Below are 13,477 nucleotides of genomic sequence, written 5' to 3' on the forward strand. Positions count from 1 at the left end.
ATAGTGACAATAATAATTTCATGGGAATTATATCTCTAAATTGCTAAATTTTTGTCTAGACAAAGGAGACCACCATATAAATTGTTTTTTCCAATTACTAATTGTCTTTGAGTTTATCTCATATTTTGATGCTATCACTGATAATGGACTCTCTTCTTTCAGCACTTCTAATACTATCCTAGTTTTTTCTTCAGCACTAAAAACTCTTGCTTTTTCTTTTGTCATTTTTTCTCCTAATTTTTTCTTATTATTTTATCTTAATTAGGAAACTTTTAACTCTATTTTTTTGTCCATTTTCTTCAGTCCATTATAATTGAACGGTTGTTTAAACATCTCAAAAGCGGTGGCTTTGATATTGAAAAAAGTCACATAACAAACCCAGATAGATTCGTGAAATTAGTTACAGTTTGCGCTATTGCATCGGCTTTAATAATAAAAAATGGGCTAATACAAAACGAGATAAAACCCATAAGAATTAGAACTCAGAAAACTTATCCAAAACAATTAGTGTCATTTTTTACATACGGATTGGATCATTTAAGGAACTGCTTGAAACAGGCAAGTAACAAGGCAAAAGCGGTATTAAAAAGAATTTTGGAGTATGACTCAATTACCGATTTTGATCCCTACTTCCCTACATTGTTACAAAAATTGTAGGGTACTATGGTGGCAACCTCCTAGCTAACTATACAAGTATAGCAGATTTTTATGCTCCACTAATAGCTGTTTTCATTATTTTTATGATATTGGTTATTTTTTTTATTTGTTGGGAAAGTGAGAATTTAGAGCAACCCGAATAGCATTTAGCCATAATAAACTGTCGTCATTGCGAGAAAGACCGTAGATCGATGAAGCAATGCATAAATTGTTATCCCTGCTCGACTTAGCGTCACCCCTGCGAAAGCAGGGGGCTAGATTCCCGCCTACGCGGGAATGACAAGGAGTCAGGAATATATCCCGCACCAAAGCAGGGATGACACAAAACAGGATTGCTTCACCGGCTTACGCTTTCTCAGCAATTGACTATAATGCTATTCTGGTTAGCTATAGACTATAAGTCAGTAGCACCAACTAATGATTTAAAATTTAAACCATTAGTTGGTGCCATCCGGCTTTAGGTAGCTTTAGAGAGTGATATAGTTGTTTTTTTATTAGAGTGATCTACATATCACCAAGAAGTGGAAGGTCAAATTCTTTAATCATATTGTCGTGATTCTTTTCTAAAGCAACGTAATCATTAGCTGGTATAGCTGTCTCAGCGTTGTAATATTTTTCCCAGCCAGTATACTGAAATGTTTTCAACGTATGTAGTTTTTCTATAATTTTTGGTAGTATTTCTCGGTGGGAAGGGTAGGCTTTCAGAAGACTTAGTGCCGTGGTTTGCTTTTCTGTATTTTCTTTACTCATTCCATACTCTTTAAGTTGAGCAATAGTTTCTTCATCATGGTTAAGCTTGTATTTCTTAGATAAGTATTTATACGTGCTGAAGTTGTTTCGATCTTTCGATGCCATAGATAAGCATTGTAACCCTTCAAGATCACTAACTTGTTTATATACTGCACCATGATTTTTAAGAGAGTTCTCAGCCTCTTGACTAACTCCATTCATGTTTTTTAAAGAAAAATAAACTCTAGCTTTAGATAGGCAAAAATGAGCTCTGCCTAGATTGTCCAAAATATATGTGTGTTTTTCACCAATGTTAAAGGCTTCTATAGCAAGATCTGGATGATCTTTTTTTAAAAAATTTCCCAATTCCTTTAAAGCTTCACAAGTTTTTTGACAATGTTCATTGTTTAAAATAGAAGATAATTTTTTATAAGATTCAATAGCATTTGCATATTGCTCTTTTTCCTTGTATGTATTAGCTAATAAATGCAAAGCTTCACGATTATCAGTAAGCTCATACAGCTTGCTATTCAGAGTCTTATTAAGAGCAATAGCCTTGCTACAAGCTTCTTTTGCTACTGATGGATCAGAAGATAGTAAGCTAGAAGCTAAATGGAACAGCAATACAGGGTTGACAATGATGTAAAGTACATCAGCTAGATCATCTTCTGTTTGAATAAGCCTAGCACAAAGTGCTTTCATTTCAAGTACTTTATTTTCTTGAGTAAAATTGCTCTTAAGTACTACCGTATGCATTCTGTCTAAAATCCCTTTTGTTTCTTCTGAAACTTGAATAAGAGTTAAGTCAGGGTAAATGTTAGTATATGGAGGTGGGGGTGGGGCACTGGCTTGAGCCTTTTGAGCTTCTTGAGCCTTTTGAGCTTCTTGAGCTTTTTGAGCCTCTAGAGCCTTTTGAGCCTCTTGATTAGTTATAAGAGATGAAGCTTGACCTTGTAGAATCCTTATTTGCTCTTGCAGCTCTTTTAATCTAGCTTCTGCTGTAGCTTGTATCTGGGCGTTTTTTTGGGCTTGGTCAGCTGCGTATTTTTTATTAAGTAGATCGATTTGTTTTAGGCGTTCAGCTTCAGTTTGATCTTGTGCCGTAATTGTTTGAGCCTTAGCATCAATAGTAACGGCTTTTTCTTGAAGTACTATACTTTGCTGCAGAAGTTTTTTAGCATCTTGTTGTAATTTTTGCACTTCCTTGTTTACTACAGGCTCATCTACAGGCACAGCTGCTTTTTCAGTAGGTGTGTCGTACTTTGCTGCCAATTCACTAGCTATTGTTGCATTTTTAATAGCTTCTGCTGCATTTTTGGAATCATTAATTTTGGTAAATTTGTCTGCAGCTTCTTTAAACTTTTCTGATAATTTTGTAAATGCCTTGTACACCCCATTCTTTTCTTCAGGGAGAGCGGATTTTAGTTTTTTCTCATACTTATTAAGGGCGTCTTTGTATAGCTTTGCTTTTTCTGTTAGATTATTCAAAGACTCACCTTTTTTTATACAAGTGTTAATGTATATCTCCAATATTGTAGTACAGGAGGAATAATTTGTTAAATATTCTATCTCCTTAAGAGCATTATCATATTCATTCTTACTAGTGAAAGCTGTCACTTTTTCTTTGACATTTTCTAACAAACCTTTGTATAGTATATTAATATTATTTTCTGTTGCTCCTTTATTTTCTGATGTATCTTTAGGTTTAGGTGGAAGTTGAGATAATATCTGTTCTATTCCTACTATAAACTCATCTGTGCTATGGCTGTTGTTTATCCGCATATTTAATAAGTATGTATCTGGTTTCTCACCTGCCCGAGTAGCAATAATAGCTAGAGATTTGTTTAACTGAAACGACCAATCATTTGACTTTAGCTGCAAATTTTGCATATCTGTAAGTTCTTTTTGGGACTCTGCATTTGCAAGTTTACTTGACTTTTTTGCTAACTCTTTTATCTCTTTAGCTAAATCTTTATCAAACTGGCTTATCTTGGAAGTTAACTTAGCACCTTCCTCGTTAAGTGCCTTAAACCGATCTTTACTGAGTTCTTGGTCAATTTCTTTAATATTGTCATAGCCTTTGAAAGATTCCAACCTTGATTTAATTAAATTTGCAGATACATCAAGATCTTTAGATTTTGTTGAAAATAGTGATAATAGTGGCATAATATCCTCTCATATATTCATTATAATTATTATTTAGTAACAGATTTTTGCATAACTTTACTAATTTGTAAGGTAATTTTGTTGTCAAAATTAAGCAGAAAATCGTACTAAATATTTTATTAGTGGAAGTTCTTTGCTTAATTTTTCTTTCCAAATTTCTCTTTCAATAAAGCTATACAAGGAACCTATTATTTAAATTAAGACAGATTTGTAAGGAATAATCAAGTAATATTAAACACTTTTTCTTAAAATATAGACAATAATTAGTAACCTTTCTGTAATTTATGATATTTTTACAAGCTCTAGAATTCTTCAACTATAGTCAATTTAGGAGAATTGGAGGCTAGGAGCTATGGAGTAACGCCTATAAGTAATAGGCAAGCATTAAGCGACAACGTCACCAATTTCTTATCAATTGACTATAAAATTTCTTAATATTTCTATATTGTACATCAAAATTTTTTTTCACTAAGTAAAAAAGTAATTAATTTTCAATATTTTTGTGAATTGCTTAATTGTTCTTTAGAAAATAAAAAATTATAAAAAACTACAATTTTTATTGAAAATATGATAAACACTTATGTGCAGTTAATCCGATTAGCATTGTACCAAATTTACATACGCCATTGCGAGCAAACATACGTGAGCGTGGCAATCCATGTAGCTTGTTATATGGATTGCATCAATGCTGTTAAAGTAGCTCCTCGCAATGACAATTATAGGTGTACATGTACATACGTCATTGCGAGGAAGCGTAGCTGACAAAGCAATCCACATGACAAGTTGCATGGATTGCCGCGCTCACATATGTTCGCTCGCAATGACGGCTAATGATGTTAGGTAAAAGTTATATATTTAGTAAACTTAAAGAGATTTTAAATGGCTTATATTATTGGTAATACAGGTAAATGGCAATATGTGATAGGCGTCGAGATACATGCCCAAATTTCTTCAAAATCCAAACTTTTCTCTGGTAGTTCTAACGAATTTGCCGCTCCTCCTAATTCACAAGTATCTTTGATTGATGCAGCAATGCCTGGAATGTTACCAATGTTAAATGAATATTGTGTTCATCAGGCAATTAAAACTGGTCTTGGACTTAATGCGAAAATTAATCTTAATTCAAGATTTGATCGTAAAAATTACTTTTATCCTGATCTACCGCAGGGTTATCAAATTTCCCAATTTTATCATCCAATTGTCCAAGAGGGCTATTTGGATATAGTAACTGAACAGAGAACAACCAAAAGAATTAGAATTAATCGTTTGCATTTAGAACAAGATGCTGGTAAGTCCATTCATGATCAATCAGCTCATTATAGCTTCATTGATTTAAACCGTTCTGGTGTAGGATTAATGGAGATTGTTACTGAGCCAGACCTTGATTCGCCGGAAGATGCAGCAGAATTTGTTCGTAAACTCAGGACTTTGTTGAGATATATAGGAAGTTGTGATGGTGATATGGAAAAAGGCTCATTACGTTGTGATGCTAATATTTCGGTTAGGCTTCCTGGGGCTCCACTTGGCACAAGGTGTGAGATCAAGAATATCAATTCGATTCGTAATATCATGCGAGCAATAGAGTTTGAAGCAAATAGGCAAGTAAATTTAATTGAAGATGGGCAGACAATAATACAGGAAACTAGATTATTTGATGGAGATACTGGGGAGACTAGAACGATGCGTCTAAAAGAAGAAGCTCATGATTATCGATATTTCCCTGACCCAGATTTATTGCCAATAGTTATATCTGAGGAGCTAATAGAACAATTAGCTCAAGAGCTACCAGAATTACCGGATGCAAAAATTCAAAGATATATGACAGAGTATAGTTTAAATGCTTATGATGCTGAAGTTTTGGTAATTGATGAACAGGTGGCAGGTTATTTTGAAGCAGCAGTTAGCTTATGTAATCCAAAGATACTTGCTAATTGGATTATTAGTGAGTTATTTGGTCAGCTTAATAAAAATTCCATTAGCTTAAGTGACTGTAAAATTACCCCAAAAATGCTTGCTCAAATGGTGAAGCTAATAGAAGATGGGGTGATTTCCGGCAAAATTGCCAAAGTAGTTTTTGAAACTATGTTTGAAACTGGACAAGAACCGGAAAAAATTATTGAAGAAAAAGACTTAGTGCAAATGTCAGATAGTGGTATACTAACTGCTATAATTGACGGAATATTGTTGGAAAACCCTGACTCTGTTGATTCTTATAGAAGTGGTAAAGATAAATTATTTGGTTTTTTCGTTGGACAGGTAATGAAAAAAACTGAAGGAAAGGCAAATCCTAACCTAGTGAATGTTTTATTAAAGGAGAAATTGCAATAATTAAAATATTAGGTATTGAATCAAGTTGTGATGATACTGGCGTAGCAATAGTTACCTCAGATAAAGAGATTTTATCAAATATTGTTATTTCCCAATACCAAGAGCATAAGGCTTTTCAAGGGGTGGTACCGGAAATCGCTGCTAGGTCACATTTGCAAAATTTAGAAAAAGCAGTTAGGTATGTTTTAGATGAAACTCATCTTGAACTATCTAATATAGATGGAATCGCCGCTACTTCCGGTCCTGGCTTAATAGGTGGAGTAATAGTTGGCTCAATGTTTGGCAGAATAGTTGCTAGCGTCTTAAAAAAGCCGTTTATTGCAGTTAACCATTTAGAGGGGCATTTACTTACTGCTAGATTAACCAATAAGGCGGAATACCCATATTTATTTCTATTAGTTTCAGGTGGGCATTGCCAATTTGTTGCAGTCCAAGCATTGGGTAAATATAAAATTTTAGGACGGACTATCGATGATTCGGTAGGGGAGTGCTTTGATAAAGTAGCTAAAATGCTAAATTTGCCTTTTCCTGGAGGCGTAGAAATTGAGAAAAGAGCAAAATTTGGCAATCCATCTAAGTATGTTTTACCAAAACCCATTATTCATCAAGCTGGCTGTGACATGTCGTTTTCAGGTTTAAAGACGGCAGTACGCATATTAATATCTAAATTACAGCCTATAGGTGAACAAGAAATTAATGATATAGCCGCCAGTTTTCAATATGTAGTTGGAGAAATCTTGTCAGTAAAAATGCTTAATAGCTTTAAAATGTATGAGGAATTTATCAGTAAGTCGGCATTACCACAAAAAACCTGCGTACTTGCTGGTGGAGTTGCCGCTAATGGTTATTTGAAAACTATACTTAAGCATCAAGCAGAAAAACAAGGATATGTACTTTTAGCACCACCAGCACATTTATGCACCGATAATGCGGCTATGATTGCTTATGCTGGGCTAGAACGGCTGCAAAATAATCTTACTAACTCACTCGATTTCTGCCCTAGAGCAAAATGGAGCTTAGAGGATTTATAGCTAACCTGATTAGTGTTAAGCCAAATTCAGAGAGCATTGCGAGGAGTCGCTTTAGTGGCATTGAGGCAATGCTGTTTTGTGTCATCCCTGCGAAGGTTATCATCCCACAACTGTTGAAAGTTAGAAGAGGAAGAGGTTTTAGACCGAATAGTTTAAAAGTCGTATGTGGTCAACGTCTATTAGCGAGAAAGACCGCAGGTCGACGAAGCAATCCATAAAAGTAACCAAAGATGGATTGCCACGACCACTACGTGGTCTCGCAATGACAGAAAACCTATCTAAAACCCGCTTTACCTTCTAACTTTCAACAGTTGTGGTTATCATCCCCACGTCTAATTTATCATTCCCGATTCGGTGCGGAATCTGTAATATCTCAGGGTATTTTTAGATACCTGCTTTCGCAGGGATGACACTAAGTCGAGCAGGGGTAACACAACAATGGATTGTTGCGTTACTAGTAAAGTAGCTCCCTGCAATGACTTTATCTGTTATTGCGAGACCACATAGTGGTTGTGGCAATTCATTATTTTTGGATTGCATCAATGTCACTAAAGTGGCTCCTCGCTAATAGACGCTTGGTGATTGTATAATACTATCACGAAAACTTATAATCCCGAATTGTATAATTTATAATTGCTATTTATCTAAATAATTTCTTCTTTATTTTAAAAAATTGTGTTATCATTATTTTACTTACTAGCTTTTTTATAAGTGACTTAATAATTAGTTTTGCTTAGTTATTTCCTACAACCTCTTAGGTTCGTAACAACTTTTTTACTATCAATGTAACAGTACCCAACAGGGTAGCTATAATTATTAAAGAGTATTTTATGATAAAAAAAATTTTTATGTTCTTTTCTGATTCTTATAATCGCTTTTACTCTTTCTAGTTGCGGTCGAAATCTTGCAGCGAATACATATACTAGTGACTCAACGTTAAATATTGTGTTAGAAGGAAAGCTTCTTGCCAAAAGAGATGTAAAAATTACGGAGAATGAAAAACTCGGCGATAATACAACTGGTGCTTTGGCTGGCTCTGTTGCTGGTGGGGCGGTTGCTGCTAGTGGAAGTAACAACTTAGCTCTAATTGTTGGTGGTGCTATTGTTGGAGGTGTTACTGGTGCAGCAATGCAAGCTGCTTTGGGAACATCAAACGGTATAGAATATATCGTACAAGTTGATAGATCAAATTTGAAGGATGATTATTACGAAGGTAGCAGACTTTTAAGAAATGCTATAGCAGCTGTGCGTGCAACAGGTGTTATCACCATTGTACAGGCTAAAGAAGATAAAGACAATCCTGTAATAAATGAAGGACAAAATGTTTTAGTTATTCTTTCTGAGAAGAGAACTAGACTCATTCCAGCTAAATATTAAAATTAATAATAATAGATTATTACAATGGTCAGAATTTTCTTTATAATTTTATTACTTATTTCTACATCAGCTTGTACTAAAACTACTTTTATTAGATCCGCGCCTGATTATTCACAATCGCTAGTTAAATCCAAAATCGCATTACTTTTGCCATCAAAAGTTGAAATAAATCAAGTTGATGCTTTTAACAAAAAAACCAGAGTTTATGAGTACGAAGATAGACTTGAAGAGAATATTATCGATGTATTCATAGCCAAAATGCAGGATAAAGGGTATAATATTAAACTTTTCTCTAGAACAGAAATTGGCACTAACAAATTATCCAAGGACGTTGTTGATGTTAAAGATAATTTTGATGAAATTCTGGGGATACTCTATGCTGGTGGAGCTTGGAAAGAAGATGTGGCATATTCTATCGATCAAAAAATTCCTTCTGCAATTGAACTTGGTAAAAGGACAGGTGCTGATTTGTTAGTTGTAATGAATTTCTATGGTGAAAGCAAAACATCTGGTGCTGTGACTAAGGATTTTTGTACAGAGATTTTGAAGGGAGTTCTCACTGGTAGAATTGATTCAAGTGATCCATCAGAATTTTCAATAGTTAGATTAGCGATTCTTGATTCATTAACTGGTAGAGTACTATGGACAAATTCAGTATCTCTTTCTAAAGATATGATTGACACCACTATTGAAAATTTCTCTGATAATAACAAAGTGGATAGGAAAAATCTTTCTATATTGTTTAATTCAGCACTTGCAGATCTTCCGGATGCAACATAGAGCAATTAATTAGTTATTTCCGACTCCTAGCTTATAGTACCCTACAATTTTTTATTTATTTTCTTATGATGAGTAAAAAAGCTGACTGCTAAGCGTCATGGCTTAGAGCTACTTTAGTAGCAACAAAGCAATCCATAAGAATTAGTATAGATATAGTCAATTCAGGGGAATTTGGAGCTAGTATTACAGTTGTAGTTTAGATGTGAGCATTCACGATTTTTTTGCTATTTTTTTGTGATGAATAAAAAAACCTGATCACCAAACGTCATTGCGAGGAGATCGTAAGGTCAACGAAGCAATCCATTTCTAATCACTTTCCTGGATTGCTTCGTCGGTCTAGCAACCACAACTGTTGAAAGTTAGAAGGTAAAGCGGGTTTTAGATAGGTTTTCTGTCATTGCGAGACCACGCAAGTAGGTCGTGGCAATCCATCTTTGGTTACTTTTGTGGATTGCTTCGTCGACCGAAGGTCTTTCTCGCTAATAGACGTTGACCACATACGACTTTTAAACTATCCGGTCTAAAACCGCTTCCTCTTCTAACTTTCAACAGTTGTGGTCTAGTAACCTCCTCGCAATGACATCTTATACTTTAACCTTTTTTCCGTGAACACTCACATTCAATCTACAACTGTAGTACTAGAAGCGATGCCTATAAGGAATAGGCAAGCGACTTTTCTTTTTTCCAATATAATTTCATTCCTTCATGCGTTGCTTCAAAGCCAAGTTTTTCATAGAATTGCTTAGCTCTTGGACGTTTTTTATTAGTTGTCAGCTGAACAATAGACACCCCTTTTGATTTACCATACTTCATGGCACTATTCATCATCCATTCGCCTAAATGTTGACCTCTATAGTCTTTTGCAATGCGAACAGCTTCAATTTGCATTCTTGTTGAACCTATGAAAGTTAGTGATGGCATAATGGTCAAATGGCAAGTGCCAACGATTTCTTTATCCATTTCCATTATCATCAAATATTGATTTGGATCGTTATCTATCCTGTGGAATGCATCAATATAAGCTTGATCCAATTTTTCTGAAAATTGTTCTCTTGTTTGCCCAAGTTCATCTTCTGAAAGAAGTTTAATAATTACTGTTAAGTCAGCAATTCTTGCTTTGCGATGGGTAAGGTTTGAGTAGATCTGTTGCATAACCTAATCTAATTGGTAATTTTGTTGTCAAAACTCGTCTCCGTTCCTCACGTACATCTAGTACGCTGCGGTACTCGACTTCGTTTTTCCTAAAAATTCCTCAATTATCTTTAGGTTATGCAACAGATCTATTTTCCTAATCAGTTCGATTAATCTCAGCTTGCTTCAATAATTTATTAACTTTATCAGCATTATCAAATCCGTGATCATAATGAAAACGAATTTCCGGTGAATATTTTAAATTAATTTTAGCAGTTATAAAATTTCTTATAGCATATTTCGAATTATTTAAAGATTCAGTAAGTTGTATTTTATTAAAAACCGTATTGAACGGTAAAAAGTAACAATCTGCTACTTTTAAATCAGCCGTAACTAAGACTTTGGTAATAGTTACTGGACAATTAATCAACCGTTCATCTAACATTTTACCACGTCTTAGTACTTCCACTAATGCTGCATTTATTAATGATGCAACTTTTTTTTGTCTTGAAGATTTTTCTCTATCAGAAACTTTTTGCATTTACAATAATTGTTTTTTTTTCTTCAATAATTTCAAAAACTTCTACAATATCAAATTGTTCGATATTCTCATAATTTTCAAAAGCGATACCACATTCAAAGCCCTCATGAACTTCTTTGACATCATCTTTAAAACGTTTGAGAGTTTTAATTTTTCCCTCGTGAATAACGATATTGTCTCGTAATAAGCGAGCTCTAGCACCTCTTTTAATAGTGCCTTTAGTAACATAACTTCCAGCAATTTTTCCAACTTTCGAGACAGTGAATATTTGCCTGATCTCGACTGTACCAATATATTGCTCACGAATAATTGGTGAAAGCATACCGCTGAGTATTGATTTAACATCGTCTAGTAAATTATAAATAAGAGAGTAGTATCTAATATCCACTTTTTCTTTTTCAGCCATAGCAAAAGCGTTATTATTAGCTCTAACATTAAAGCCAATAATAATAGCATTTGATGCTTTAGCTAAGGTAACATCTGACTCCAATATTCCACCTACTGCATGATGTAAAATTCTTACACGAACTTCATCATTTGGTAGCTTTAATAGGCTAGTAACAATTGCTTCAATCGAACCTTGTACATCACCTTTAACAATTATTGGTAACTCTTTTATCATACCAGCACTGCCAGAAGCTTTTAGGAACAATTCTTCTAAGCTTGATCTTTGAGTAACAGAAATTTTCTTTTCTTTTGCCAATCGTTCACGATATTCTATAATATCCCGAGCCTGTTTTTCATTCTGTACTACATTAAACTGATCTCCTGCACGCGGAGCTTCATTTAAACCATAAATCTCTACTGGTAAACTTGGTTCTGCTTCGGTAATATCCACTCCCTTATCATTATTCATTCTCTTAATTTTACCGTATTTTGTTCCGGCAACTACTATATCTCCATTTCTTAGAGTACCACGTTGTACCAATATAGTAGCCACAGCTCCTTTACCTTTATCAACTTTTGCTTCTATAACTACACCAGCAGTGAGTCCGCTAAAGTTAGCCTTAAGATCCTGCATTTCTGCCACTAATAATATAGCATCTTCTAACTTATCTAAATTAGTTTTCTTCAAAGCGGAAACCGGTACAATTATAATATCGCCACCTAATTCTTCACTAACTAAATCGTACATTAACAGATCATTTTTAATTCGGTCAAGATTAATATCCGGCTTATCGATCTTATTTATTGCAACAATTATCGGGACATTTGCTGCCTTAGCATGATTAATTGCTTCAATCGTTTGCGGCTTGATTCCATCATCTGCTGCAACTACTATAACTACTATATCAGTTACCTTAGCACCTCTAGTCCTCATCTCTGAAAACGCTTCATGCCCTGGAGTATCAATGAAAGTAATAGCCCTACCATCAGGCAATGTTATCCGATAAGCACCAATATGTTGGGTGATGCCACCTGCCTCTTGACTTGCCAAATCAGTTGATTTTAAAGCGTCAAGTAACGAAGTTTTACCGTGATCGACATGTCCCATAATCGTTACAATAGGAGCTCTATGCTTTAAATCTTCTTCTTTATCAGCTTCACTAATCAATATATTCTCAACATCGGATTCTTGTACCCTTTTTACTGTATGCCCTAAGGTCGTAGCAATAAGTTCAGCTGTATCTGTATCGATTGTTTGGCTTGTCGTAGCAATGATGCCAAGCTTCATCAATTCTTTTATAACATCGGTTGCCCGCTCAGACATTCTATTGGCTAGATCTCCGACAGAAATGGCTTCAGGAATGATAACTTCTCTATACACTTTGTCGGGTGTTTGTTGATAAGCTTTACGTTTTTCTTTTTCCCTTGCTCTTCTTATTGAGGCAAGGCTTCTAGTCTTACCGGCATTATCACTTCCGTCTGCATCAAGCATATTGAAAATATCTGCCTTTTTTAATTTTTTAGGCTCCTCAATTTTAACCTTTGGTACTACTATTTTATTATCGCCAGCTTTATCTGTTGAAGAAATATCTTCAAGTGCAACACCAAAATGGCTCTGAGAACCAATCACTGGTGATCTAACAAATGGCTTAGATGGGTTTTTATCTTGTACAGATGGAGTTGCTAACGTAGGAAGTACCTCAGAATCCTTTTCAATATTTTGTGACTCATTTTGCGGAGTTTGGGAATGAATATTTTCTGGCTGGATATTTTCTATAGTATCTTCTAAATCGTCTTGTGACTTAGATTGATTGATACTTGCCAGTTTACTAAGAGTACTAATCTTAGTATCAATAATCTTAGATTTTGCATCTTCTGCTGCTTTTTTTAAAATAGTTAGCCGTCTATTAAATTCCTCCCCAGCAGCAGATTCTCCACTCTGAGCAGTAGAACTATTAGACCAAAGTTTGTTAAAAGATAAAGCACCAGTTGCAGTGCTACTCTTCCTGACTTCTACAATGGTTTTTGCAGAACTAACAAAGCCCCTAGTAACATTAGTAGGTTGAGAGGGCTTGTTAAGTGAGAGTTTTGAACCACCAAGTGTTAATTTCTTTGGTTTAGGTTCTTGGTCATACGTCATAAATATTAAACCTTTAAATAGCAATTATATATGCTAAAGTTTTGTAAATAGTTTTGCTATCTGAATAATCATCAGATATAGCCAATTGATGAGAAGTTGGTGGCGTCGTCGCTCAATGCTTGCCTATTACTTATAGGCGTCGCTCCATCGCTCCTGCTACCCAATTCCCCTGAATTGACTATATACCTTAATTCTGAATTAGCTAATCTT

Annotated in this window: 10 protein-coding genes; 5 read left to right on the top strand and 5 right to left on the bottom strand. The window is 34.8% G+C overall.

Annotation, left to right across the window (positions count from 1 at the left end; all coding sequences use genetic code 11):
- Nucleotides 1-27: 27 nt before the first annotated feature.
- Nucleotides 28-225, bottom strand: a complete 198-nt coding sequence (locus tag RiCNE_RS00415) for a transposase (RefSeq protein ID WP_094648670.1) — start codon at nucleotides 223-225, stop codon at nucleotides 28-30.
- Between the two features lie 96 nt (nucleotides 226-321).
- Here RiCNE_RS00415 and RiCNE_RS07220 point away from each other — a divergent pair, with 96 nt between their 5' ends.
- On the top strand, nucleotides 322-657 hold the full coding sequence (locus RiCNE_RS07220; protein ID WP_133062908.1) for a hypothetical protein: 336 nt from the start codon (nucleotides 322-324) through the stop codon (nucleotides 655-657).
- A 504-nt stretch (nucleotides 658-1,161) separates the two neighbouring features.
- On the opposite strand, the gene RiCNE_RS00420 is transcribed toward RiCNE_RS07220, so the two are convergent.
- The gene (locus tag RiCNE_RS00420) at nucleotides 1,162-3,552 is read right to left on the bottom strand and encodes a hypothetical protein (RefSeq protein WP_094648671.1); all 2,391 of its coding nucleotides are present in this window, start codon (nucleotides 3,550-3,552) and stop codon (nucleotides 1,162-1,164) included.
- 879 nt (nucleotides 3,553-4,431) lie between these two features.
- Here RiCNE_RS00420 and gatB point away from each other — a divergent pair.
- The 4 genes from gatB to RiCNE_RS00445 all read left to right on the top strand — a co-directional run bounded on the left by gatB (nucleotide 4,432) and on the right by RiCNE_RS00445 (nucleotide 9,068).
- Nucleotides 4,432-5,880, top strand: coding sequence for an Asp-tRNA(Asn)/Glu-tRNA(Gln) amidotransferase subunit GatB (gene gatB, locus RiCNE_RS00425; protein WP_094648672.1), 1,449 nt, complete (start codon nucleotides 4,432-4,434; stop codon nucleotides 5,878-5,880).
- Nucleotides 5,877-6,911 (top strand): tRNA (adenosine(37)-N6)-threonylcarbamoyltransferase complex transferase subunit TsaD, encoded by a 1,035-nt coding sequence (gene tsaD / locus RiCNE_RS00430; protein ID WP_094648673.1) that lies wholly within the window; start codon nucleotides 5,877-5,879, stop codon nucleotides 6,909-6,911. The genes gatB and tsaD overlap by 4 nt, the downstream gene beginning before the upstream one ends.
- A 945-nt stretch (nucleotides 6,912-7,856) precedes the next feature.
- Nucleotides 7,857-8,288, top strand: a complete 432-nt coding sequence (locus RiCNE_RS00440) for a hypothetical protein (RefSeq protein WP_094648675.1) — start codon at nucleotides 7,857-7,859, stop codon at nucleotides 8,286-8,288.
- Between the two features lie 24 nt (nucleotides 8,289-8,312).
- On the top strand, nucleotides 8,313-9,068 hold the full coding sequence (locus RiCNE_RS00445) for a hypothetical protein (protein WP_094648676.1): 756 nt from the start codon (nucleotides 8,313-8,315) through the stop codon (nucleotides 9,066-9,068).
- A 651-nt stretch (nucleotides 9,069-9,719) separates the two neighbouring features.
- Here the strand turns inward: RiCNE_RS00445 and RiCNE_RS00450 are convergent.
- The 3 genes from RiCNE_RS00450 to infB all read right to left on the bottom strand — a co-directional run bounded on the left by RiCNE_RS00450 (nucleotide 9,720) and on the right by infB (nucleotide 13,267).
- Complete coding sequence (locus tag RiCNE_RS00450; RefSeq protein WP_094648677.1) at nucleotides 9,720-10,220, bottom strand: GNAT family N-acetyltransferase; 501 nt, start codon at nucleotides 10,218-10,220, stop codon at nucleotides 9,720-9,722.
- 136 nt (nucleotides 10,221-10,356) lie between these two features.
- A complete protein-coding gene (rbfA, locus tag RiCNE_RS00455; RefSeq protein ID WP_094648678.1) occupies nucleotides 10,357-10,740 on the bottom strand; it encodes a 30S ribosome-binding factor RbfA in 384 nt (127 codons plus the stop codon).
- Nucleotides 10,724-13,267 carry a translation initiation factor IF-2 gene (infB, locus tag RiCNE_RS00460; RefSeq protein WP_094648679.1) on the bottom strand — a complete coding sequence of 848 codons (2,544 nt, stop codon included), beginning with the start codon at nucleotides 13,265-13,267 and terminating at the stop codon, nucleotides 10,724-10,726. Before infB ends, rbfA begins: the two co-directional genes overlap by 17 nt.
- Nucleotides 13,268-13,477: the final 210 nt, after the last annotated feature.

Source organism: Rickettsia endosymbiont of Culicoides newsteadi (genome assembly GCF_002259525.1).
In the GTDB taxonomy this organism is placed as follows: Bacteria; Pseudomonadota; Alphaproteobacteria; order Rickettsiales; family Rickettsiaceae; genus Tisiphia.

Coding starts and splice junctions, on each gene's coding strand:
- RiCNE_RS00415 (WP_094648670.1), bottom strand. CDS start 225: ATGACAAAAGAAAAAGCAAGAGTTTTTAGTGCTGAAGAAAAAACTAGG.
- RiCNE_RS00420 (WP_094648671.1), bottom strand. CDS start 3,552: ATGCCACTATTATCACTATTTTCAACAAAATCTAAAGATCTTGATGTA.
- gatB (WP_094648672.1), top strand. CDS start 4,432: ATGGCTTATATTATTGGTAATACAGGTAAATGGCAATATGTGATAGGC.
- RiCNE_RS00445 (WP_094648676.1), top strand. CDS start 8,313: ATGGTCAGAATTTTCTTTATAATTTTATTACTTATTTCTACATCAGCT.
- RiCNE_RS00450 (WP_094648677.1), bottom strand. CDS start 10,220: ATGCAACAGATCTACTCAAACCTTACCCATCGCAAAGCAAGAATTGCT.
- rbfA (WP_094648678.1), bottom strand. CDS start 10,740: ATGCAAAAAGTTTCTGATAGAGAAAAATCTTCAAGACAAAAAAAAGTT.
- infB (WP_094648679.1), bottom strand. CDS start 13,267: ATGACGTATGACCAAGAACCTAAACCAAAGAAATTAACACTTGGTGGT.